We start from the raw sequence: 26,079 nt of genomic DNA, 5'->3' as shown, positions 1-26,079 counted from the left end.
ATAAAAACTTGATTATAAAATGAATGATGCACAACTAACTATTTCAAACTAGATTAGACCTTAACAGAAAAAGCCCCCAATAAATATTGAAGGCTTTGTTTTAATATTTTCTATAATTAAATATTCTTCTACTCAACTAAAATTAAATGAGCATTAGGGCTTGTTCCTATCAGATAATCAAACTTGAGATCTTCATCTGCTGAAGCTTTCTCATGGATGACCATATTCATTTTGATGGCATCAGAGAACTTTGAATTTAAGTCTTTCCAAGGAATTGCTATTTCTACTTGATAAGCCTCATCCCAATCTTCTTGTACATTTAGAGTTCCCATCACAATCACTTTAGACTTTATCTTATTCTTCCATGAAGTAGATGTTTCATTGACTTCTTTGGTTGCTATTGATTTGTTATTCGCTTGCAATAAATAAGTATACCTTGATTGATCTTCCGTTTCAAAAATCAGCTCAATGAAGTTTCCTAAAGCATCTCCGTATTTTTTATCTGCACTAATTTTGAAGTTATTCATTCTCAATGCCACATAAAGATTGTTTTCATCCCATTGTAAAGCATAATGAGCACTATCCGTTCTGTAAGCTCCGCCCACATATTCTCTTTCACTGGTGAATAAACTCCAGTCTTCAATATTCCAATCTGAGAAACTACAATCAATCTTTGGAATACTTGTCGTATGTTTGGCGTAAAGCACTTTTGTGTTATTCTTGAACAATTTCTCCATTGGTTTTACAACCTGTAAAATTGTACGAGCTTGTTGCTTTCTGGCCTCATAATAGAATTGCTCAGCCTCATGATACCACTCTTGGTCAATAGCCTTCGAATGGTCGAAACTTTCCAAGGTAATTTCAGCCAATTTAGATAAGTTTTCTGAAAGTGGTTCTACTTCAGCCAATGTCGAAGAGTGTTCACGTAATTTCATAAACGCTTCATGATTTGCACTCCAGAAATGTAACCAATCTTTGATCTCATTTTCTTTTGAAGTACCTCCTGCCAAATATGCTTCAACCAATTTTCTGAAAACACGTGCATCTGGAGCATCTGCAATACAAGCATCTGCAAATAAGGTATATGGCGATTGCATGGTATACATTAAACCTAACGGATTTCTGTTATAATGTTCCATTGGTTCAGCCACTCCCGTCAATACTTTTAAGGCTGCAATATCTCCCGAACGAGCAATATTTCTCAAAATCACATTGGGCTGAGTGATGTGCTTTAGACCAAACTCTTCCAATGTACGACTTGTCACATCCAATCTTCGGTGCATATCATCTAGGTCTGTTACCGAACTTGAAGACCAAAGTCTCTCCGCAATCGCTGCTGTCCGTGGCCAAATTCTAGAATCAATCGTATTTTTGGTAACCAATTCAGACCACATTGTCGCTTCGCCCCCTAGAATACTTTTTTGTTCTTCTTCAGAAAGTTGCTCACCACCTTCCAAAGGATCAACCGTATAATGATCGTCTACCGAATGCATCAAATCAATGTAATAACCATTTGAAAGAAGCCCTGTATAACCTTTTTCTGCGGCTTCGAACAACGACTCTTTTCCTCTCCAAGACTGAATAATGGCATCTTTTGGTAAGCCTTCTACCAAAATTTCATCCCAACCCATCATTTTCTTTCCTTGTGCTTGGATCATTGCCAACAATTTGGTGTTGAAGTAATTCTGAAGCATATGATGATCTGGAATGTCATTTTCTTTCATGAAAGCTTGAATCTGATCATTGTCAGCCCATTGCTTATATTCATTTTCATCTCCTCCAATATGGAAATACTCATCGGGGAATAGCGCTGTCATTTCATCGATCAATAAATTGATCAGCTCGTAGTTTTTCTCATTTGTAGGGTCAATTGTAGGATCAAAAACACCTGCATGTCTTTCCAAGATATGCTCTACGTTCATTTCTGCATAGGCTTTTTTCTTTTCTTCAGGACTCAAATCGGGCTTCTTATCCATATACTGAAAAGGAGCACTTGCCATTTCTGGATAAGCCAAAATCATGGCTGTGGCATGTCCTGGCATATCGAACTCTGGCATTACACGAATACCTCTGTCATCTGCATATGCTATGATCTCTCTGATTTCATCTTGGGTAAAATATTCTCCCTCACTTGCCAATTCATGTAATTTTGGGAGTGCTTTACTTTCAATTCTGAAACCTTGATCGTCTGCAAGGTGCATATGAAGTACATTCATTTTTACGGCTGCCATTGCATCCAATTGCCTTTTTACGACATCCATTGGGTGAAAATGACGTGATACATCAAGCATCAAACCACGCCAAGGAAATCGTGGACTATCTTGAATATTTGCAGTCATGAAAAAGGCACCTTTTCGGTCTGCATCAAAGGTTTGAAGTAAGGTTTCCAATCCTCTAATTGCTCCAATATCTGTTTTTGCTTTTAGTAAAATCTGATCTGAGTTTACTTGAAGACTATAACTTTCATCTTCATTCAATTTTACGACTCCCGCTCTTTCTACCTCAATGATAAACTTTGCTTGTTGATTGACATGGCTTTCATTGACATACGCTTGCTCAAAAAAGACACCTGTTCTTTCTTGCAAACGACGTAAAAACCTTTGGCTTGCACCATACAATCTATCATCAAAATTTCCGTGTAGGGAAAGTGTAAAATTTTGATCAATATCAAACCTGCCATTTTCCCAAGTTACTTCTTGTGGGACAGGCATAAAGTTTCTTGTTTGTTCTTCTTGTGCGTACAAGTTGAGACTAGAGAAGAAGAAACTTAGTACGACTAAATTGTGCTTCATCTTGCTCCATTTGTTTGTCCTTCTCATCATATTATTTGGATTTTTTCTAAAACAATAGTTTAGTTTATGAAGACTAGATAGAAGTCTTACTGTATATTTCTTGTATTTCGATTTCCATAAAAATGTCCTTTCACTGTGGGTACTAATGTTTACATTATTTATTGTAGTCTTCATTTTTTGTCTTGACACAAAAAACGAAGCAAAAAAAGTCAAGTCCCATTCAAATCTCTCACGCTACAACCACCCCTAGCTCCTCACGATGGGACAAGCCTTCCGCTAAATGCGTTCTATAGGCGGGATGTTTGCCACAAAAGCGGAGGAGTCATAGCCAGTGGGCTGACCGTTTTTTATGTGGCTTGATTTTCTTTGGTTCGTTTCTTTCATCAAGGAAAGAAATGAACACAGACATTTGAACAAGAAATTAAATACCTACTGAGATTGAATGGTTTACATGAAAAAAAACTTTCATATCTATTCTTTCCCGTCTCAATACTATCAAATATTATTCAGACACTTCACTTTCATGATTTTGCTCAAATCCTCTTTATCTAAAGAAGTACGAGAGATTTTTACGAGTTTCTCTTCATTTGCTTCTAAATAGAAATAGTTGTCTGAAAGGTGAATTTCTTTTTGTCCGTCAAAGCTGATTTCGACACCTGTGGTGAAAGCATCGGTTGCTAACTTGACGTAAAGTTCTCCATCTTTTTCAATAATGGAAGTTGCTACTTTTACCGTTGGTAATTGTTGATTCTTTGGTTTTGTTAGGAAAGTAAATGTTTTGCTCACTTCTTTTCCGTCAATGACTAAGGCAAATTTGAGGTAACTATTTTGTCTTTCTGTCGGACTTACTGACTTCCCTAACACTTCTGTCAGATGTTTGTCAATAACGATTTCACTTGAATTTGCGGCAAGTTTTAATTCAGAAATTTTCTTCATCAGAATGTTGCCTTTAAAGTCGTTCCAAGTGATTTGTAGTTGTGCATCTTTTGTTTGCCATTCATCATTTACAAGAAAAACTTTTAAGCGATCGCCTTCCAAATCCGTAGAGACCAATTGTGTACTGAAAGCCTCTCGAACGGCATAATGAAGTGCTTTCCACTTTCCGTAATAATCTATAGAAGACCAAGATGCGGCAGGCCAACAGTCGTTTAATTGCCAATACAATGTTCCCATACAGTAAGGCATTCTTCTGCGATGAACTTCTAAACCAAGTTTCATTCCTTCTGCTTGGAGTAATTGCCCTACATATACAAAATCTTGGAAGTCTGAAGGAACCTCATAATCCCTTTGCATGTATTCTTTGATGGTCACATTACCTATACTACTCTTTTGGTGCTGATTCATCACATCAGAATTCAGATCCCAATCTTCTGCTTCAGAAAATGCTTTGATAGATTCCATTGCGGGGAATGATTGGAAACCAAACTCACTCATAAAGCGAGGTACATATTCTTTGAAACTCTCAAATTCTTTTTTACCCCACCAAACTCCCCAGTAGTGGTTATCTCCTATTTTGAAATCGTCAAGATTTCCCCAGTTACTAATTGGTGATGAAGGATAATAGAATCGGTTGGCATCATGTGTTTTTACCAAGTTTGGTAATAACTCTTTGAACAATTTATTGTAATCTGAAATCAGCTTTTGCTGTACTCCTTCAGACCATTTGAACTCCGTTTGCCACCCCCAGTTTTCCCATCCTACTTGAATTTCGTTGTTTCCACACCAAAGGGCTAAAGATGGTCTGTTACGGATTCTCTTGATGTTGTAAATGGCTTCTTCTTCTACTTTTTTCAAGAAATCTTCATCGCCGGGGTACATCGTACAAGCAAACATAAAATCTTGCCAAAGAAGCAATCCTTTTTCGTCACATAGCTCATAGAAATAATCATCTTCATAAATTCCTCCACCCCATACACGAACCATATTCATGTTGGCATCTATCATACTTTCAAACATCCAATCGTAACGCTCTTTGGTTACAGAAGGAAGGAAACTATCTTGAGGAATGTAGTTGACACCTTTCATGAAAACAGGCTGTCCGTTGACTTTGACATAGAAACTTTCTCCTATGCTATCTGGCTCATTGACAACCTCAATTGTTCTGAGACCTATCTTTTGAACATTTTCATCAAGTTGTTCATCAGCTTGGAAAAGTCGAGCTGAAATTTCATAACGATGTTGTTCTCCCAATCCATTGGGCCACCAAAGTTGTGGCGTATCGATCTGCGCTTTAAATTTCAATTGGTTTAAACCTTCTTTCAAGCTAATTTTTTGGCTACTGTTCACATTCTTTTCTCCAATAAGGAGTTGAACTTGAGCATCATCAATTGCTTTAAAGGCTTCTATTTCTAGTTCTATGGCTAGTTCTGCTTTTTGCTCATCCAAAGATTCTTGAATGATATGAAGGTCTTTGATTGTGGCTGTTTTTCGTTGTACCAACTTCACATCTCGCCAAATGCCGGAAGTCACAAAACGAGGTCCCCAATCCCAACCATAATGATAAGGTGCTTTTCGGGCATAAACACTTAGCTTTTCTTCACTTGCGTCATTTCCTGCAGGATATTCGAAGCCTGCTTTTTGTCTCAACCCTTCTGTCTTTTTGATTGGAGAATGGAAAAGAATACGGAGTTCATTCCCTTTTTCTTTCAGCAAAGAAGTTACTTCACTTTCATAACCGACAAACATATTGTCAGCACTCAGTATCTTTTTATCATTCAGAAAAACATCTGCATAGGTGTCTAGTCCATCAAACTGAAGGCTAAAATTGAAATCTTTGTTTTTTATAGCAGGGGCATCAAATGTTTTTTTGTACTCCCATGCTTCATTTTCAATCCACTGAAGATCTTTTTCATTTTGGCGGTAAAAAGGATCGGGAATAAGGTCATTGGCATACAAATCTGTATGAACTGTTCCCGGAACTGTAGCTGGATACCACTTTTCCTTCGAACTCTGCTTGAACTCCCATCCAGCATTTAGGTCGATCTCTTGCTTAGCTATCTTCTGCTGTTTAGAGCTGCAACTTATAGCTAAGAGAGCAAAAAGGGATATCAGGTAAAAAGATATGTTGCGATGTATTTTCATGATGAAGGTTAAGTGTTTTTCTTGAATCAGATGTCAACATTGTTTTATACCATAGTTGCCCCAACTATTCTTCCCTAATAAAAGGAAAAGATTAGTGGGGCGAAACTACTCTCCAGATCAGATTAAGGTTAATTTAGAATTCACCTTATTTGTTAGTTTAGTTCGCCGAATAAATATGCGGATACGAACCAGAAATTGTGTTCATTCTCTGCTTGGACTTGAGACGTTGGCATGCTGACTGTAATCTTATGCTCGCCCGATCCAATGCTCATTGGTAAAATAAGAGGTGGTACGTCTGAACCCGGACACCAATTTGACCTCGAAAGGTCAGAAGATGCTTCTGGCTCCTCGATCTCTTTTGTTTGGTATTTTTTCTTCTCCCAGTCGATATAATCTACTTTTCGTTTTTTCAACCATACCCCAGAAGTAGGATTAAATCTTCTGAATGATGCACAGTCTGTTCGCCAAGGCGTAAAACTGTGGAATATTTCATCATCTACTTTTATAATATTTTCTGTAGGAACAAACTCATCTCCGCCACTGTGCCCTCCGTGACCTGTGGTGATATAGCCAATATTTACAGTTTTTGCACCCGCAGGGACATTTACAGTTGTACCAACATCTTTACGTTGGAACTGGTCACAGCCACGTTGGGGAGGTATGTATCTTACTGTATTCATGACTGGGCTTACCCATCTCTTCCTTGCTGGTTCGTAAGCATTTTCACTTTCTTCAAAATCCAAACGAACTGAGATATTGTAGCCTTCTTTTGTCCATGTGTCTATATGAACACCTACATAAATTTCACCTTCCAAAAGTGGAATAAGGTGTGTAATATCTTGCTCCCAAACGGCTTTTTTAGCCCAACCATCAATATAAACAGGCATTCTGTTTGGGTACTTCGATGTATCTTGCTCTGAGTAGAACCCAACACCAAATGGCGTCATGAAACGCATCAGCTCTACTGTTGGCTGATATTCTCCTTCTGCAATAATTCCTGGAAAACTATCTGTTTCTTCAGCATTTTCAGAATTTTTCAATTCATACTCTTTCTTAGCTACAGACAACATATTTACACCATTTGCAGGCATCATAAATACAGAACCAGATTTATCCCAACGATCTCCTGCAGAGGTTTCTTCTACTGTGATTTTGACTTTTGTTTCTCTTTCAAATTTCGGAATCGTCAATTTTTTGAGCATGATCCTTCCCGACTCTATATAAAATGGATCTGTCTCACTGACTTGAATCCCATTTTTATTGATTTCGGGATCAAAGTACAAATGCTCTTTGTCAAAAACTTGGTAGCTTTTACTTCCGATGGAAGGAACCTCTTTTGGCCCGCATGCAACACACAAGCCTACTAGAGGGAGAATATAAAAAAGTAACTTTTTCATTTATCCACTATCCTTTTTAAATCTATTCGTTCTCAGAAAAAATTTGAAGTCTGTACGTCATCTGTCTATCAAATAGTATTCGAATAAACAAACAAAGCCTTCTTCATTGCTTTTACTGTTTCTTCATCAACTGCAGTAATTTCAAACTCAGATGAACGAGACTCTTTACTCATCGTAACGGAATTATTTCTGTATCTCATCTTACTTTCTACAGTAACAGATGCGGAAGAATGCATCCAATTCACCCCACCTTCACTCTGAATTCGTTGTACATTACTCGGGTTAATTCCACTTGCGGGTATAATATCTATTCGACCTGCAGCTTGCTTTGCTAAATCTGCTATTAGTTCGATTCCTTCTTCGGCAGTCATACATTGCCCAGAAGTTAACACTCCATCTACGCCTAAGTTTATCAATTCCTCAAGTGCTTCAGAAGGATTATCTACCATATCAAATGCTCTATGAAATGTCACTTTCATTGGCCTTGCTTCTTTGATCAAGCGTTTGTTCCCTTCAATATCAACTTTTCCATCTATTGTTAAAGAACCGATTACTACACCATCACAACCAATATTTTTGGCCATTCTGATGTCTTGAACCATTTCCTCAAATTCAAGTTCTGAATACACAAAATCACCACCTCTAGGACGAATGATCGTATGTAAATCAACATGGATATATTTTCGAGCTTGCTGAATCATTCCATAGCTTGGAGTTGTCCCTCCTTCTAATCTCCCACCACATAGTTCTATTCGGTCAGCTCCACCGCTTTGAGCCTTAATTGCCGACTCTACCGAATATGAACATATTTCTAATCGTGTTGTCATCTTTTATAAATTCTTAGGTTAAAGTTTGTCTTACCGTTTTAGAGGTTAATTTCTTTCAATGGTTTTGGTCCCATTTCAAGAACTAAAGTTCCTCCATTCATTAATTGTTTGTGGGAGATTCGGTAAGTATTTAAAGGTTCTCCATTCAAACTTGCAGATTGAATATAAATATTTTGATCAGAAACATTATTAGAAATAATCTCGAAGGTTTTCCCTGAAGACGTATTAAGTTTTACATTTTCAAATAACGGACTACCTATATCATAATATCCATTTGCTGGGTTTACTGGGTACAAGCCTGCACTACTAAATACATACCAAGCAGACATTTGACCACAGTCTTCATTACCACTAATTCCGTCAGGAGTATTGTCATATTGAGTCTCAAGGATTTCTCTCACTTTCTCTTGGGTTTTCCAAGCCTGCCCTGCGTAATTATATAAGTAAGCAATATGATGTGAAGGTTCATTGCCATGTGCATACTGACCGATCATTCCAGAAATATCAGGAGATACATGCTCCCCACTAATTTCTGAACTCTCTGTAAATAACTCATCAAGCTTCGCTACAAATGCTTCGTTTGAACCAAACATATTGATCAGACCTTGAACATCATGCAATACAAACCAAGAATGTTGGAATGCATTCCCTTCTGTATAATCTGTATTTTCTCTATGATTTGCTTCTTTAGGGTCGAAAGGAGTACGGAAAGTACCATCCGTTTGTCGCCCTCTCATAAAACCTGTTTCCTTATCGAAAAGTGGTTTATAACCTTCCGAACGTTTCATGTATACTTTGTAGTCCTCTTCTTTACCTAGATGTTTCGCGACTTGAGCTATGCACCAATCATCATAAGCATATTCCAAGGTTGTAGTTACAGACTCATCTTCAAGGTCTGCAGGAATAAAACCATATTCCTTATATAATTTTAGTCCTCTGGCATCTTGTAGTGAAGTTGCCTTCATTGCTTCAAAAACTTTCTCTGCATCAATTCCTTTGATACCTTTCAATACTGCATCTGCAAGTACAGGCATAGAATGATAACCTGTCATACAATTAGTTTCGTTACCTGCCAATGCCCAAACTGGAAGAATACCTGTTTGATCATAATGTGCCAACATTGAATTGATCAAATCTGCATTGAATTTTTCAGGTTCTAAAATGGTAAAAAGTGGATGCACGGCTCTAAAAGTATCCCAAAGAGAGAATGTACTATAGAAATCTCCACCTTTTGTTTTATGAACCTCATGATCTGCTCCTTTGTAAAAGCCTTCTGCATCAGAGTGAGTTACTGGTGCTATTTTAGAATGATAAAGGGCTGTATAGAAAATCTCTTTCTGTTTTTCGTCAGAGCTAGTGATTTGCACTTGATTTAAAGCTTTCTCCCAAACTGATTGTGCTTCTTTTTTCTTTTCTTCGAAAGTCCAATTGTTTGCTTCTTCTAGCAATGCTAAATGTGCTCCATTATATGAAGCCGAAGAAATACCAACTGCAATTCGTACTTGCTTGTTTTCATCGGTGTTTTTGAAGAAAACTTGAGCAACCAAACGTTTTCCTTCTTTATTGATCTCTACTTTTTCTACTTCCTCAGAAGTTTTTACTTGGAAAAAGACACGTTGATCTTCTGCCCAACCTTTTGAGAATCTTTTTCCTCTTAGCGTATATTTATCTACTTGTTCAAATTCTGTATCTACTGCACCATCCCAATTTACTGCAAAACCTAGGTCAATGATAGCTGATGGTTTTTGTGTATTTTCAGGAAAAGTCCATTGGTGAAAGCCTACTCTTTTCCCTGCTGTTACTTCAGCAATAATGTCGCTATTTAGCAAATGAGTTTTATAGTAACCTGCTTGAGCTACTTCATTGGCATGGGTATATTTTTCTAGGTAAGGTAATTTATCTCTTTGATTGATTTTAGCATCTAATGGATATGCTTGTGTTGTAGGTAGAATTAAAATATCGTTTAAATCTCCGATACCTGTTCCACTTAGGTGTAAATGTCCAAAGCCAACTAACAATGAATCTGAATAATGGTAACCAGAAACCCAGTCCCAACCGCTCTGTCCATTTACAGGGCTAACTTGTACTCCTCCAAAAGGTAATGTAGCACCGGGGAAAGTATGTCCGTGTCCTCCTGTGCCGATAAATGGGTTTACATATTGGATTAATGATTGGTTATCTTGTTGGGTTTCACAGGCAGTCAGTCCAGTAGTAAGCCATAGTGCAAGAACTGCTTTTCCTACTCGAATTATATTCTTACTTAATGACATAGTTTTATAGAATTAGAGAAAAAGTTAGACTTCAATTTAATGATTTATTGAATCACTTTTCCTTATCACACACTTGTTAATTTGAAAATAAGCCCCTCCCCTTTGGAAAGAGGCTTATTGAATTGTTGATTACTAAATGATATTATTTGTGGCTATACCATTGTTTCACGGCAATAAAGTTTGTAGCAGCTCCAGTTCCACTTTCGCTTCTTTGTCTTTGCATTGCCTCGTCTGCATTAGCTGAATTTACTGTAAGCTCTCTGTTTGGATAAGGGAAACGACTAGGACGAATTCCGTCTGTCACACCACCAGTATGCAAATGAATAGACTCTGACCCAATCGGATCTAAATCATGATCAATAGTTGGATCTCCTTCAAATGAAGCAAGTTCTACATAATCTTCACCTGCTGCATTGATATCTGGCACAACCATACTTGGCATGTGTGTTCTATTCCAGATTTCATATGATTTATAACCATCACCTAGATCTGCCATCCAGTGCTCATAGATAATTTCTTCTCTCTTATCTGAAGCAGCATCATATCTATCCATAGCGTTTTGAATATAATTTGATACCGCTGTCTCATGATTATAACTTGGATTCGTTTGACTGATATACAAAGCTTCATAAGTCTGCTCAGTCTCTTTACCAGGGTATGGCATTGCATCATATTTAGATAATGCAAACTCAATACCTGCTTGGAATGCTGATCTTGCATCTGCACCGATATACCCAATGTTTGCCGCTTCAGCAATCATGAACTGAACTTCATCAGCTCCCATGACCATTGTAGGAGTTAATCGGTTGAAAGTGGCAGGACTCAAACCTGCAAGAGTAGCGAACTGTCCACCTTCTTCAAATTTGTAGTCTGTATTTTGGTTAACCCAATAAGAAGCATGGTAAACTTTTTCTTCGCTTGGTTTATAATACAAACCACGGTTTCCATCTCCTCGGTCACCCATTCTTACTCCTCTGTAATGAACTCGCTTGAACTCTCCATCTTCACCTGCTTGAGCAAATGGATCAAAGTCTCTGTACTTAGCAACATCAGTCATAGATTTAGAAATACCACTTTCATAAGTCAAGTGACTAACTAAACGGAAAATACGTGGATCTTCTTTTTCTTGCATCGATTTCAAGGCTTTTTCACTCATATAACCATATGAGAAACCACCTACTTGACCTTCAATAGCAACACCAGTACCGTTTACATGTTGTCCCCAAGGACCACCATCCTCAACGTGTCTCACATAAACTGCTTCACCCCAGTTTGAAATATATCCACCATCATTTGTATAAGCCTCTTGGAAAATTGAAGCTCCTTCAGTGGCATCAGCTTCAGACATTGTAAGTCCGATACGCATCAATAATGAATTGGCTAACTTGATATATTTTGTTGGCCCAGCAACACCAGAATCATAAAGATCATAAGTAAAGATTTCAGAACCGCTAGCTGCTAACAAGTCTCTAGACTCTCTCAACTCATTGACCATATCTTTTAGGATATCTTCTTGTCGATCATATTTAGGATAATAGATCAAATCAGAATAACCTTTTCCTGCATCAAAATAAGGGATATCACCATAAAGAAGAGTTGCTCTCAAAAGGTTCACAACTTTTACTATGCGGAATTGAGCAATCTTATCATCTTGACCACCTTCAGCCTCTAGACGTCCCATGGCATCAACAAGGTTTTTCATTACATCTCCGTAAATCAATTCCCAAGTGGCATTTGTATAACTATCACTCAAGCCAAAGCCAATCCCTGTTGAATACAGGTTTGCTGTATTTCCAGCATAAGGTCCTGTCATGATTAGGTTACCTCTAAAACCTTCATGTCCACTTGCAAACATTTTCAGCTGCGTATAAGTAAACTGATGTTTTACATCCAAATCATTACCTGTCCATGGGTTTTCATTCATTTCATCAAACCCATCAGTACAACTAAACAGTGTAGTAGCTGCTAAAGCAGTTCCTAGTATATATTTTTTGATATTCATTGTTTCCCGAATTAGAAGTTAGCATTCAATTTAAATCCGAATGATCTTGGAATACTCATGTTAGACATCTCGATACCTTGTGCATTTCCATTTGTGAAAGTACTTTCTGGATCAATGTTGTCTGTTTTTCTCCACAGATAACCAAGGTTAAACCCTGTTGCTGAAACTGCTAAGTTTCTGAATGGTGTTTTCTGGATAAATTTGTGAGGCATCATGTAAGTGATAGAAACCTCTCTTAATTTGATGAAAGAAGCATCGTAGATAAACTGCTCACTTATTCCTGACATAGCTCCGTAGTATAACTCTGGATCAACACTTCCTGTAAATGCCGTTCCATCTGCATTTACAAGACCTCCAGGATTCCAGTGTCCTGTGCTGTAGTATTCGTCTCTACCCACAAGAGTTGCCTCGTGCTTACCTGAAGAATACATTGCTGCTTCAGTATTCGAGTAGATTTGACCACCCCATTTACTATCAATCAAGAAAGACAGACTGAAGTTTTTGTACTTAAATGTGTTTCTCAAACCAGCCATCCAAGGTTGAACACCTTGACCAATTTCATGTACACCATCTTCTTTTTGCGGACGACCTTCTGAATCCACTACAATGTTTCCAGCATCATCTCTCAAGTATTTAGAACCTACAATTACACCGTAAGCCTCTCCTGGTCTAGCTTGAATTGATACATCCCCTTGAGAGAATAGATTGTATTGATCAACTCCTTCTGACAATGAAACGACTTGATTATCATTGTATGAAGCATTGAATGTCATGTCCCAAGTAAAATTATCTGTTTGAACAGGAACTACATTCAACATTACTTCCCAACCTTGGTTATCAATCTGACCAGCGTTAATCATTGCTTGAGAATAACCCGAACCTTGAGATACATCTACTGCCAAGATTTGATCTGTTGCTGAAGATTTATAGTAAGCTACATCTACTCCAACACGGTTGTTAAACATTCTAAGATCTAAACCGATTTCGTGAGAAGTTTGAATAGATGGTTTCAAGTTTCTATTTGGAATTACATTTCCTTCAATACCACCTACGTTAATTCCGTTGTGGTTTTGACCATCAAAGTTGTACTGAAGAGCCAACATATATGGGTCTGTAGCCGAACCTACTTGCGCCCATGATGCTCTCAACTTACCAAATGACAACCAATCAGGCATTTTCCAATCCATATCTGAGAATACCCATGAACCACTTACTGAAGGATAGAAGAATGAGTTATTATCCATTGGAAGTGTAGATGACCAGTCATTACGAGCAGATACATCTAAGAATAAATAACCTTTATATCCGATTGAGGCTGTTGCGTAGAACGATGAGATTGCACTTTCAAAAGTTTTGTAATCTAAGAAACGATCTCTACCAGCAATTGGATTTTGGAAGTTTGGAGAAGTAAACCCGATCGAACCATTTTCAGAATAATTCACGGTGTTTTTCATGTAAGAACCACCTGCATTTGCATTGATATCAAAGTCGCCAAACTTCTTGTTGAACATCAATAAGAAATCGTAGTTATCTTCTCTGCTCAAGTTTGTCATTTCAAATGCTCTACCTTGCTCAAACCATGGAGTATACATCGGTTGCAGAGTATTTTGTCTGAAAGAGTTAAAATCAGTACCTGCACGTCCCATCAACTTCAAGTAATCTGTAAACTCATAAGTTAAGCTAACCATACCCAAGATTCTGTTCAACTCATCTTCGTTGACAACCTCGTTCATAGTCCAGTAAGGGTTCGATTCTTTATCGTTATATCCTCTTGCTGTACCATCAGGGTTTTTATAATCTTTCAACCAGTTTACATTGTTTGTTGTAGGAATTCCTAATAACATACCAGCATAGTTATGAACAGAGTTACCCATTTCCATACGGTTATGTGCTTTTTGGTTAGTATAAGTAACCCTTGAATCCAGTTTCAATTTATCATTCATCAATGATGTTTTTGATCTTAAGTTGAAGCTGTTACGCTTAAACGTAGAGTTATCTACCATTCCATCACTGTCAAGATTATTGTATGAGAAACGAATACTTGAATTCTCTGTACCTCCTGTAAGAGCAACGTTAGTGTTGAATGTTACTCCTGTATTATAAAAATCATTGTAGTTATCGTATGCTTTCAAGTTACGAGTTTGCCCATCGTAATAAGCATTGTTTTCTTGACCAGTAATTCTTGGTCCCCACATTGAAGTTTGTGCTTTAGGGTTAGAAGGTAAAGCTCCTAAAGTACCTTGTCCATATCTTTTTTGATCATTTGGAGTAATACCGACCATGTCAAAGTTTACACCCGTACTAAAGTCAATCCCTAGTTTTTCTCCTTTCTGACCACTCTTTGTAGTAATAAGGATTACACCGTTAATTGCTCTAGAACCATAAAGAGCGGTTGCAGCACCACCTTTCAATACCGACATAGATTCGATATCATCTGGGTTGATTGAAGAAAGACCGTCACCGGTTGAAACATCACCACTATCAGAAGAACCACCTGCATCCTTCACACTCTCATTGGTCATTGGTACACCATCAATTACGTACAAAGGTTGGTTACTTTGTCCTAATAGAGCCGCACCACGAATTACCACACGAGATGAAGAACCAGCACCACCTCCAACAGGAGCAATTTGTACACCGGCTACTTTACCCGATAGCGAGTTCATCATGTTAGATGAAACCCCTGCAGAACCAATTTCATCCGCTCCAACTTCTGTAGTAGCATATCCAAGAGATCTTTTATCTCTTTCAATACCCAAGGCTGTAACAACAACCTCTTCCAATTCTTCAGCATCTACCTCTAATGCTAAATTTATAGTTGAAGCATTACCAACAACTTTATCTATGCTTTTGTAACCGATTGAGGAGAATGTCAAAACAGAGGCATCTGAATCAATTGAGATTTCATATTCTCCATCAAAATTAGTTACCGTTCCCGAAGCACTACCCTTAATTATAACATTCACACCTGGTAAGGGTGATTTGTCTGATGCATCAGTCACTACCCCCTTGACTGTACGCTCTTGTGCATATGCGGTATTTAGCATCAGCATTGACATGCTAAATAACCAAAAAAGTGTGTTTCTCATGTTTGTGTTTAGTTATTAGTAAAAACGATTAGAATAGAGGTATTTTCAAAGAAAAACCTAACCTAGTAATTGATTTTAAATAGGTTTCAGAGGGATGTACCTCTCCCATCCTCATTAAGAATCAACTGCGTAATTGACTATAAATGTGGTAAAAGAGCCTATAACTCATCCCTCTTCACCTTTGTAAGAAAGATTGTTTATTGACTAAGTGTGTACTATATAATTGTTTGCTTGTAAGTTTTCAATGTCAAATAACGGAAACATTAGCTTCTGCAAATGGTAAAAGACTAATATCCGTTGGCTCCAATTCGGTAATCAACATATGAATGTTGGATAATGGTACAGCGACAAATGGTTGAGACGAATTTAATTTGTCTGATGAAGCAACCGCTACTACTTTCTTAGCAGAGCAACTCATTTCATACTTTACCTGTACCTCTTCTCTATCGATATCTGTAATACCTCTCTTAAGATCTATGCTTCGTGTTCCCATAAAGCAAATATCTGCCTGAATATCCGATAATTCTTTCAATAATGGATACCCCACCGTCACTTGGGCATTAGGCAAAACCTTACCACCCAAATAATGAACATCTACAAATCTGTAATTAGCTAAAGCTATAGCAACTGGCAAACAGTTTGTAATAAAGGTTGCTTTAAGTTCTAAAGGCAATCTTTTTACGATTTCAAGATTTGTTGTCCCACCATCAATTAAGATAACCATATCGTCATTGATTAATGAGACAGCCTTATCTGCAATCAACTGTTTTGCATTCTTGCCATACACTTCCCGATCTTCATAACTAAAAGGAATATAATTTGAGACTGTATTCCCTTCTGCTTCTTGATGCTGAACCGCTCCACCGTGTACTCTTCTGATTTTACCTACATCAGATAATTCTCTTAAGTCACGTCGAATCGTGTCTTCTGATACACCTAAACTTAAACTCAATTCAGAAGAGAGTACTCTATTATTCTTCTTAATCTCATTTAAAATAAAAGTATGTCGTTCGTCCTTCAGCATTGTTAATCTTGTTTAGTCTCTTAAAGTGTCTCAACTACACTGCAAACATAGAGAAACAGGCAAAAACACGCAAATACATTTTAATGATTTTTCAAAATTAAGCCATAATAATTGTAAAGAGACGTTTAAAAATATAAAAACATGCAAACGTGCATACTCTTCCACACCTCGCACACAAAACAAACTGAACCCTAAATATCAACTACTTACAAACAAAAAGAGAGATAAACCCAAGAAAAACATCAGCTTTTTAACTTATAAATTGCAATCATCTAATGTCGATTCATGCATGTTATTATTTATTTAAAAAGCACAGTCAGTATTTAGTTTTTTAAACAAGCATCATTCATAAAATCACTCAACACCCTATAAAACAAGCACTCATAATATTTTCATCGTTTATATATTCTTATTATTTTTAAAATAAGTGCAAACTTCGTTAATATGTGTTACATGTATTTGCACGAACATGCATATTTATGAATGTTTACGTAGTTTTAAAATTGTAAAACAAACACATGCTATAACATGCAAAATAGAAGGTCATTTATAAAAAAGTCACTAACAGTAGGTGGAGGGCTTCTTAGCTCAACTCTATTTAGCTTTTCTTCTTCTATAAAGAAAGAGGGTATGAAGCCAATCATGATCTCGACTTGGAACCATGGTTTTGGAGCCAATGAAGCAGGTTGGGAATATCTTAAAGAAGGAGGAAGTGCTCTTGATGCCGTTGAATACGGAGTAAGAGTACCCGAAGCTGACCCTAAAGAACGTAGTGTCGGATACGGAGGCTTACCTGATCGAGAAGGAAAAGTAACCTTAGATGCATGTATTATGGACCACAAACACGATTGTGGAAGTGTCGCTTTTCTTCAAGGTATCAAACATCCTATTTCTGTAGCTCGATTGGTTATGGAAAATACACCTCATGTAATGCTTGTAGGAGAAGGTGCAAAACAATTTGCTTTAGCCAACGGCTTCGAGGAAGAAGAACTCCTTATTGAGCAATCTAAAAAGGACTGGGAAAAATGGATGGAGACATCAAAATACAAACCAGTTATTAATATAGAGAATCATGATACAATTGGAGCTCTTGCATTAGATGCTGACGGAAATTTGGCTGGAGCATGTACCACTTCGGGTGCTGCCTACAAAATGCATGGTAGAGTTGGAGACTCTCCGATCATAGGTGCAGGTTTGTTTGTAGATGGTGAAGTTGGAGCTGCATGTGCAACCGGTTTAGGTGAAGCCGTAATTCGTACGGCAGGTTCTGCCATGGTTGTCGAATATATGCGTATGGGAAAATCTCCTAGAGAAGCATGTGAAATAGCGGTAAAAAGAATCATGAATACCCATAAAAACCGTATGGAAAATCTTCAAGTAGGATTCTTAGCCTTAAATAAAGACGGAGAATACGGAGGGTATGGCATCAGAAGCGGATTTAACTTTGCTGTAGTAGATAAGAAAAACGGGAATCGAATGGAAGATGCTCCTTACAAAATGGAATGGTAGCATTTTCACTTGAGCAACAGTAGCTAGACACCTTGATAAACATACAACTCTTTAGACCAGATAATCTTTGATTATTATGACTAAACACTTAATAAACTTACTAACAATCGCACTTTTTCTGACTTCATGTCAGAAAAATATTCAACAATCGCAAACGAGATACACCTCTTTTGTTAACCCATTTGTAGGTACAGACGGTCCAGGAAATACATACCCTGGTGCAACCGTACCTCACGGAATGATTCAGCTAAGCCCAGACAACGGCTATTCGGGTTGGGACAGAATTGCAGGTTACTTCTGGCCAGACACAACCATCGCTGGTTTTTCTCATACACACCTTTCGGGTACTGGCGCAGGAGATTTGTACGATATCCTTGTAATGCCACTAAACGGCAAAAGCAGCAGAATCATGCAAGAAGGTGTACAAAGACATAGTTCGCTATTTACGCACGATCAAGAACATGCCGAACCAGGCTTTTATGAAGTTGATCTTTTAGATTATGATATCCACGCAGAACTGACCACTACACAACGTGTCGGATTTCACAGATACACCTTCCCAAAAGCTGATGATTCAAAAATCTATATCAACCTTGGCTATGCCCTAAACTGGGACGGTCCTACAGATACTTATATAAAAGTAGTAGATGAGCATACCGTAGAAGGCTACCGTTTTTCATCAGGTTGGGCAAATGTGCAAAAAACATATTTTGTAGCTCAGTTTGATCAGCCAATTAAATCCTACAAGATTTTCACAACAGATAAAGAAAATCCGATGGCTGAAGTAGAAGGCAATGAAAAACAAGCCCTCCGAACAAGAGCTTACCTAGATTTCGATACACCAGAAGAAGAAAACATTGTTCAAGTAAAAGTTGCTCTTTCTTCTCATAGCATTGAAGGTGCTCGAAAAAATCTTGAGAAAGAAGCAAACACTTGGGACTTTGATCAAGTCAGAAAAGATGCTTCCGACATTTGGGAAAAAGAACTTCAAAAGATCAAGATCACAACAGAAGACCTCGAAGAAAAAAGAGTTTTCTATACAGCCATGTATCAATCTTTATTAGCCCCTACTACTTATTCTGATGTAGATGGTGGCTACAAAGGAGCTGATCAGAAACAACACAAAGCAGAAGGCTACACCAGATATGATACATTTTCTCTTTGGGATACATATCGTGCAGCGCATCCATTATACACACTTATCCATACACCACGTGTACCCGACATGATCAATTCGTTTTTGGCACATTACGATGAAGCGGGCTTATTACCAGTTTGGTCTATGATGGGTAATGAAACAAATATGATGATCGGGTATCATGCGGTGCCGATTATCACAGATGCATATTTCAAAGGAATTCAAGGTATTGACTACGAAAAAGCGTACGAAGCTTGCAAAGCCTCAGCCATGAATGTAGAAGGCGATGCCATGAAAGAATACATTGAATTAGGCTACGCACCTTTGAATTTCGATCATGAAAACTGGTCTGTTTCTAAGACCTTAGAATATGCCTATGATGACTGGTGTATCGCACAGCTCGCAGAAGCTTTAGGTAAAAAAGAAGATGCAGCATACTTTGCCCAAAGAGGGGAAAACTGGAGAAATGCTTACGATGCAGAATCTAGCTTTATGCGTCCGAAAGATCATAAAGGAAACTTCATCAAAGATTTTAATCCGAAAGACTATACAGACCACTTCTGCGAAAGTAATGCATGGCAATATTTCTTCTATGTCCCTCAAAACATTGAAGGTCTGATGGATGCCATGGGTGGTGCTGAGCGTTTTGAACAAAGATTAGATTCTATGTTTACTTTCTTCCCACTGCCTGAAGATAAACTCCCAATTTTCTCTACGGGTATGATTGGACAATATGCACACGGAAATGAGCCTTCGCACCATGTCGCTTACTTGTACAACTACATCGATAAGCCAGAGAAAGCACAAAAACGCATTCGTGAAATTCTGAAAACACAGTATAAATCGACACCTGATGGTGTTTGTGGAAACGAAGATTGTGGACAAATGTCTTCGTGGTATATCCTTAGTTCATTAGGAATTTACCCTGTAAATCCAGGAAAAGGCATCTACGACATTGGAGTTCCACTTTTCAAAGAAGCAGAAGTAACACTCGGAAATGGTAAAACACTAAAAGTAATCGCTTCTCATATTTCTGATGAAAACCCAACTGCCAAAAAGGTGACATTTAATGGTAAAGAGATTAAAGATTGGAAAATTAGTCACAACGAACTGATGCAAGGAGGAACGCTTGAATTCTTCAACTAAAATCTAAACAACGACTTCAAACAACATTTATATGAAACTGAATATTCCTATACTTAGCGTGCTTATAATGCTAGTGGGATGTAGCTCGCAAATCAAAACGACTACGAACACTAGCACATCACTTAAATATACCCAATTTGTTGACCCATTTATCGGAACAGACGGTCATGGTCATACCTTCCCGGGGGCTACTGTACCTTTCGGTATGGTACAACTAAGCCCAGATACGGGCATTGAAGGTTGGGACTGGTGTTCTGGATATCATGCTTCAGACAGCTCAGTCATGGGATTTTCTCATACGCACCTTTCTGGAACTGGTGGAGGTGATTATGGAGATATTCTATTGATGCCAACAGTTGGAGAAATCAAGACAGAACCAGGCACAAAAGCTAATCCAGATGAAGGCTACCGCTCACGTTTCGATAAAGCAGAAGAAAAAGCTTCAGCAGGATATTACAGCGTAAACTTGAAGGATTATGGCATTCAAGCCGAGCTTACTTCAACTACACGTGTAGGTGTTCATAGATATACTTTCCCGAAATCAGATGACGCACATATCATTTTAGACCTCAAGCACGGAATCTCTGATTCTCCAAGAGATACGTGGTTTGAAGTTACTTCTGAAAATGAGATTGTAGGTCTTCGTAAATCTTCGGGATGGGCTAGAGATCAATATGTCTATTTCGTAGCTCAATTCTCTAAACCATTCGCTTCCGTAGCTGGTGATAGAGAAGGTGAACTTTTAGAGAATGTAAAAAAACTAGAAGGTGAAAAAGGAGTAAAAGCTGTATTGAACTTCAATACGGAAGAAAACGAACCGATTGTAGTTAAAGTAGCAATCTCAGCCGTAAGCGTAGATGGTGCTCGTAAAAACTTAAATGCAGAAGTAACTGACTTCGATTTTGACCGAGTACAAAAAGAAGCTGAAAGAACATGGAATACCATGTTAAGCAAAATAGAAACTGAAGGTGGTTCTAAAGAGCAAAACACTGTTTTCTACACTGCACTTTACCACTCAATGATCGCTCCTAATGTTTACATGGATGTAGATCATCAGTACAGAGGTATGGATCAAAAAATTCATACCGCAACAGGCTTCACCAACCATACTTTGTTCTCGCTTTGGGATACATTCCGTTCTACACACCCACTTTTCACATTGGTAGCACCTGAGCAAAATAATGATTTTATCAAATCGATGATTGCCAAATATGAGCAATACGGCCAATTGCCAATTTGGGAGCTTTCAGCAAATGAGACAGGAACTATGATCGGTTTCCATTCTGTACCTGTGATTGTAGATGCATTCTTGAAAGGACAAACCAACTTTGATCCTGAAATAGCCTATGAAGCAATTGTTGCAGCAGCAGAAGACGAAGACAGAGGTTTGTACTGGTTCAATAAAGAAGGATTTATTCCTAGAGAAAAAGAATCAAACTCTGTTTCTAAACAAGTAGAATACGCATACGATATGTGGTGTGTTGCTCAAATGGCAAAAGCATTGGGCAAAACAGAAGATTTTGAGAAATACAGCAAGAGAGCTACTTATTATAAAAACCTTTTCGATGCTGAAACAGGATTTATAAGAAGTAAAGACATGTACGGTGTTTGGGCAAAAGACTTTGACCCAATGGCTATTTCATTGCTAGGAGCTGGTGATTATACGGAAGGAAATGCTTGGCACTACAACTTCTTTGCGCCACAAGATGTAAATGGCTTGATGGCATTGCACGGAGGAGATGAAAAATTTGCCAAATTGATTGACGAAATGTTCTTGCAAGAAGCCGTAAACGATAACCATATGGCACATGATGTTACAGGACTTATCGGACAGTATGCACAAGGAAATGAGCCTTCTCACCATGTGATTTACCTTTACAACTTTGCGGGTCAGCCTTGGAAAACACAAGAGCGTATCCGTCAAGTAATGAACGAAATGTATACGGCTGAACGTGATGGATTGAGTGGAAATGAAGACTGTGGACAAATGTCTGCTTGGTATGTTTATTCTGCCATGGGCTTCTACCCTGTAAACCCTGCCAATGGCGAATACATTATTGGTAGCCCAATCTTCCCTAAAGTGACAATCCATATGGATAATGGAAATGACTTTGTGATCGAAGCTCCAAAAACAAGTGATGAGGCTATCTATATTCAATCCGCAAAATTGAATGGCGAAAACCACCCTATGACCATGATTACGCATGAGCAAATTGAAAAAGGTGGAATTCTCTCATTTGATATGGCTACTGCAAAATCAGATTGGGGTACAGCTCTAGAAGCAAGACCTACTTCATTTGCAATTCTTCCTTCTGAAGCCGATCAAATCACTGACGATGAGCCTTACATTTTCAGACCATACGTCACAAATGAGTCATTGATCTTCAATGCAGAGACTACAGTAGAGCTTAAAAATGTTATAGATGGCGTTGAGATCTTCTATACCCTAGACGGTTCTACACCAACGACAAACAGTACGACATATACAAATCCATTTGAAGTCACCTCTTCTACATTGGTAAAAGCAATAGCTGTAGACACAGACGGAAACACAAGTGCTGTAGCTGATTTTGATTTCAAAAATGCATATTATAATACTGGTGATACATTCCCTAGTCTTTCAATCAACTACAAAAAGCATCCGTCATACTACTCTGGAACAAACGGATTGATTGACGGTGTATATGCTTCAGATAATTTGAGAGATGGAAAATGGGATGGTATTTCTGGCCAAAACTTTGAAGCTATCGTTGATTTGGGCGATGCTAAAAGTGTAAGCAATATCTCTATTGGTTTCTTGGAAAATACAGGTTCATGGGTATTCCTTCCGAAAGAAGTGATCTTCTCAGTTTCTGAAGATGGAGAAAACTTCACAGAAGTAGGAAGAACTGGAACCGACATGCCAAATAATCATCCAAGAATCAATGTTCGCAGATTTGCTCAGGCAACGGCCGAAGGAACAAATGCTCGCTACATCAAAGTAGAAGCTGTTCCTTATATGAAACTTCCAGCTTGGCACCCAGGTGCAGGAAACAACACTTGGATGTTCACTGACGAGATTGTGATTGAGGAATAATTATATATAGTACAGCTTGAAGGCGGGGTTTTGCTCCGCCTTCATTTTATATCAATAATATCCATGCCTAGTCAGTTTCTAAACTGTAAATCTTAAGTACTAGGACAAATGATTACCGGTATTCTATTCGAAGAATTAACGAAGTGAGCGAGTGCAGCATCTTCGAATTAAGAAATGGGAATTAGAGTCTTAAGACTCGATATTTTAGTAAGTTTTTCGAGTCTGAAGACTCTTTCGTTCATAAATAAATCCTTAGATAGCTTCGCAAATTCTAAGGATAGTAACAATAGAATATTCGTTTTACTTTGTCCTAGTATTTACCTCAAATAAACTGATGAGATTCCAAAAATGAACGTCTCTATCATCAAAAAATAACAGATGATTTCGCCATCATGAAAAAAATAATCTTATTCCATATATCACTCTGTCTTAGCATACTCAGCAGTTTTGCACAAGACCTAAGCGAATACGTCAACCCATTTATAGGAAGTACCAATTATGGTGCTACAAATCCTGGAGCTATAGTACCTAGAGGGATGGTCTCTGTTGTGCCATTCAACACCGCAGGAGAAGGAACAGGAAAAGAAAAGGATTCGGATTGGGTTTCTTTTCCCTACGATCATACCAATACATTATTTTCGGGCTTTAGTCACGTCAATTTAAGTGGTGTAGGCTGTCCAGACCTTGGAGCGATCATCCTTATGCCAACTACTGGTGAATTAAAAGTAGAAACAGAAGAATATGCCACTACTTATTCACAAGAAGATGCTAGTGCAGGTTATTATACCAATGTATTAGATCGTTATGGTGTAAAAACAGAAGTCAGTGCGACACAAAGAGCAGGAATTAGCCGTTTTCATTTCCCCGCAGGCGAAGCAAATATTATGATGAACCTCGGGCAAGCCCTTTCCAATGAAAGTGGTGGAATGGTGAAAATGGTCAATGAGCAAGAAATTGAAGGCATGCGAATGGTCGGGACATTCTGTTACAACGACCCAACTTCTATTTATCCTGTCTACTTTGTAATGAAAGTAGATCAAACAGCTGAACGCAAAGGAATTTGGCAGAAACACCGCAAAAACAATGGTGTAGAAGGAAACTGGATGGCGGCTTACAATGGTCAGAACCGTATTTTAGAAGATGCTTATTTCCCTGTGCTTGGAGATTCACTCGGTGCTTTTTTCTCATATGATTTTGCTGAGCCTACCCAAGTAGAAGTGAAAATTGGGGTTTCTTATGTAAGTATTGAAAATGCAAGGGAAAACCTTGAAAAAGAAATTGGAGAAAAGAACTTTGAGCAAGTTGTAGGAAATGCAAAAGCACAATGGAACGAAGTACTTTCAAATGTAGCTGTAGAAGGCGGTTCGGAAGATGACAAAACCGTTTTCTATACGTCATTGTACCATAGCATGATTCATCCAAATATCATCAATGATGAAAACGGTGATTATCCTGTATCCAAAACGCGTAAAACAGGCAAGGTAGAAAATGGCGATCGTTATACAGTTTTCTCACTTTGGGACACCTACCGTAGTCTTCATCCGCTTCTGACTTTACTTTACCCTGAGCAGCAATTGGATATGGTCAATAGCATGTTAGCCATCTACGACGAGTCGGGTTGGTTGCCTAAATGGGAATTGAACTCGACAGAAACTTTCACCATGGTGGGAGACCCTGCCTCTATCGTGATTGCCGATACTTACCTAAAAGGATTGGACAAATTTGATGAGCAAAAAGCATTTGAAGCAATTCTAAAAAATGCATACCCTATTGAGAGTGGAAACCCTGTAAGACCGGGAGTAGCTGAATACATTGAAAATGGCTATGTTCCTGTAGATGTAGAACTAGATGAAAAAGTTTGGGGTTCCGTTTCCACTACTTTAGAATATGCTGTGGCTGACTGGAGTATTTCTCAATACGCAAAAGCCATAGGCAATAAAGAAAAGCATAAAGAATTTTTAGAAAGAGCTTACGGTTACCGAAAGTTATTTGACAAAAACAGCAAATTCCTTCGTCCTAAATATGCAAATGGAAAATGGCATGAGCCTTTCGATCCTGCGCATGGGGCAAACTTCCAACACAACATCGGATATGTAGAAGGAAATGCATACCAATACAACCTGATGGCGCAGTTTGACATTCCTCAACTCATCAAATTGTTTGGAGGAACTAAAGAAATCGACAAGCGTTTGGAAATGATCTTTGAAGAAGGGCATTACGATATGGCAAACGAACCAGATATCGCATATCCATACATCTACAATTATATGAAAGGTTACGAATACAAAACACAAGAGCGTGTCTTGAAACTTCGTGAAGAACATTTCACCAATCAGCCCGATGGAATTGCAGGAAATGACGATACAGGAACAATGTCAGCTTGGACAGTCTTCTCAATGATGGGAATTTATCCAGATGCACCAGCTGTTCCGAGGTATGCTTTAACCACTCCAGCCTTTGACCAGATCACGATTACCTTAGATCAAAACCATTGGAAAGGGGAAAAAATCACGATCAAGAAAGAAGGAAATTCGAACTTGATTGATGCGATTTATGTAAATGGTAAAAAGCAAAAATCTTTTTTCATCAATCACTCCGATTTGGTTGATGGGGCTGAAATTATTTTTAAGATGAAAAACCAATAAAGAACACTTTTCATAACTCAGATTCTTATCCAAAAAGTGATCAGTTTTGCAAACTCAATTACTAAATATTCACTTTTGGTTCT

At 38.1% G+C, this 26,079-nt stretch carries 12 protein-coding genes; 4 read left to right on the top strand and 8 right to left on the bottom strand.

Annotated elements, in window-relative coordinates; translation table 11 throughout:
* Positions 1-128: 128 nt before the first annotated feature.
* The 8 genes from BC781_RS14375 to BC781_RS14340 all read right to left on the bottom strand — a co-directional run bounded on the left by BC781_RS14375 (position 129) and on the right by BC781_RS14340 (position 16,482).
* Positions 129-2,792 (bottom strand): family 20 glycosylhydrolase, encoded by a 2,664-nt coding sequence (locus BC781_RS14375; RefSeq protein WP_158281485.1) that lies wholly within the window; start codon positions 2,790-2,792, stop codon positions 129-131.
* Positions 2,793-3,287: 495 nt separating this feature from the next.
* Positions 3,288-5,873 carry a beta-mannosidase gene (locus tag BC781_RS14370; protein WP_109618925.1) on the bottom strand — a complete coding sequence of 862 codons (2,586 nt, stop codon included), beginning with the start codon at positions 5,871-5,873 and terminating at the stop codon, positions 3,288-3,290.
* Between the two features lie 152 nt (positions 5,874-6,025).
* Positions 6,026-7,270, bottom strand: a complete 1,245-nt coding sequence (locus BC781_RS14365; RefSeq protein ID WP_109618923.1) for a PNGase F N-terminal domain-containing protein — start codon at positions 7,268-7,270, stop codon at positions 6,026-6,028.
* A 68-nt stretch (positions 7,271-7,338) separates the two neighbouring features.
* Positions 7,339-8,097, bottom strand: coding sequence for a copper homeostasis protein CutC (locus BC781_RS14360; protein WP_109618921.1), 759 nt, complete (start codon positions 8,095-8,097; stop codon positions 7,339-7,341).
* Between the two features lie 38 nt (positions 8,098-8,135).
* Positions 8,136-10,367 (bottom strand): GH92 family glycosyl hydrolase, encoded by a 2,232-nt coding sequence (locus tag BC781_RS14355; RefSeq protein WP_109618919.1) that lies wholly within the window; start codon positions 10,365-10,367, stop codon positions 8,136-8,138.
* 142 nt (positions 10,368-10,509) lie between these two features.
* Entirely contained in the window at positions 10,510-12,369 is a 1,860-nt protein-coding gene (locus BC781_RS14350) for a SusD/RagB family nutrient-binding outer membrane lipoprotein (RefSeq protein ID WP_109618917.1), read from the bottom strand.
* Positions 12,370-12,380: 11 nt separating this feature from the next.
* Entirely contained in the window at positions 12,381-15,458 is a 3,078-nt protein-coding gene (locus BC781_RS14345) for a SusC/RagA family TonB-linked outer membrane protein (RefSeq protein WP_109618915.1), read from the bottom strand.
* Between the two features lie 247 nt (positions 15,459-15,705).
* Positions 15,706-16,482, bottom strand: coding sequence for a DeoR/GlpR family DNA-binding transcription regulator (locus BC781_RS14340; protein WP_109618912.1), 777 nt, complete (start codon positions 16,480-16,482; stop codon positions 15,706-15,708).
* A 528-nt stretch (positions 16,483-17,010) separates the two neighbouring features.
* Here BC781_RS14340 and BC781_RS14335 point away from each other — a divergent pair.
* The 4 genes from BC781_RS14335 (at position 17,011) to BC781_RS14320 (ending at position 25,996) form a co-directional block, all read left to right on the top strand.
* Complete coding sequence (locus BC781_RS14335) at positions 17,011-17,991, top strand: isoaspartyl peptidase/L-asparaginase family protein (protein ID WP_109618910.1); 981 nt, start codon at positions 17,011-17,013, stop codon at positions 17,989-17,991.
* 76 nt (positions 17,992-18,067) lie between these two features.
* Positions 18,068-20,275 carry a GH92 family glycosyl hydrolase gene (locus tag BC781_RS14330; protein WP_109618908.1) on the top strand — a complete coding sequence of 736 codons (2,208 nt, stop codon included), beginning with the start codon at positions 18,068-18,070 and terminating at the stop codon, positions 20,273-20,275.
* Positions 20,276-20,306: 31 nt separating this feature from the next.
* Positions 20,307-23,351: a GH92 family glycosyl hydrolase gene (locus tag BC781_RS14325; RefSeq protein ID WP_109618906.1), complete on the top strand. Its 3,045-nt coding sequence runs from the start codon at positions 20,307-20,309 to the stop codon at positions 23,349-23,351.
* A 392-nt stretch (positions 23,352-23,743) separates the two neighbouring features.
* Positions 23,744-25,996, top strand: coding sequence for a GH92 family glycosyl hydrolase (locus BC781_RS14320; RefSeq protein WP_109618904.1), 2,253 nt, complete (start codon positions 23,744-23,746; stop codon positions 25,994-25,996).
* Positions 25,997-26,079: the final 83 nt, after the last annotated feature.

The organism is Sediminitomix flava, assembly GCF_003149185.1.
Lineage (GTDB): Bacteria > Bacteroidota > Bacteroidia > Cytophagales > Flammeovirgaceae > Sediminitomix > Sediminitomix flava.
Note: the sequence above shows the minus strand (reverse complement) of the source record. Positions and strands in the feature narration are given on the sequence as shown.

Bases quoted from the DNA above. Each gene is read 5' to 3' on its own strand.
- BC781_RS14330 (WP_109618908.1), top strand. From the start codon at position 18,068: ATGACTAAACACTTAATAAACTTACTAACAATCGCACTTTTTCTGACT.
- BC781_RS14355 (WP_109618919.1), bottom strand. From the start codon at position 10,367: ATGTCATTAAGTAAGAATATAATTCGAGTAGGAAAAGCAGTTCTTGCA.
- BC781_RS14350 (WP_109618917.1), bottom strand. From the start codon at position 12,369: ATGAATATCAAAAAATATATACTAGGAACTGCTTTAGCAGCTACTACA.
- BC781_RS14370 (WP_109618925.1), bottom strand. From the start codon at position 5,873: ATGAAAATACATCGCAACATATCTTTTTACCTGATATCCCTTTTTGCT.
- BC781_RS14375 (WP_158281485.1), bottom strand. From the start codon at position 2,792: ATGAAGCACAATTTAGTCGTACTAAGTTTCTTCTTCTCTAGTCTCAAC.
- BC781_RS14325 (WP_109618906.1), top strand. From the start codon at position 20,307: ATGAAACTGAATATTCCTATACTTAGCGTGCTTATAATGCTAGTGGGA.
- BC781_RS14365 (WP_109618923.1), bottom strand. From the start codon at position 7,270: ATGAAAAAGTTACTTTTTTATATTCTCCCTCTAGTAGGCTTGTGTGTT.
- BC781_RS14360 (WP_109618921.1), bottom strand. From the start codon at position 8,097: ATGACAACACGATTAGAAATATGTTCATATTCGGTAGAGTCGGCAATT.
- BC781_RS14340 (WP_109618912.1), bottom strand. From the start codon at position 16,482: ATGCTGAAGGACGAACGACATACTTTTATTTTAAATGAGATTAAGAAG.
- BC781_RS14335 (WP_109618910.1), top strand. From the start codon at position 17,011: ATGCAAAATAGAAGGTCATTTATAAAAAAGTCACTAACAGTAGGTGGA.
- BC781_RS14320 (WP_109618904.1), top strand. From the start codon at position 23,744: ATGAAAAAAATAATCTTATTCCATATATCACTCTGTCTTAGCATACTC.
- BC781_RS14345 (WP_109618915.1), bottom strand. From the start codon at position 15,458: ATGAGAAACACACTTTTTTGGTTATTTAGCATGTCAATGCTGATGCTA.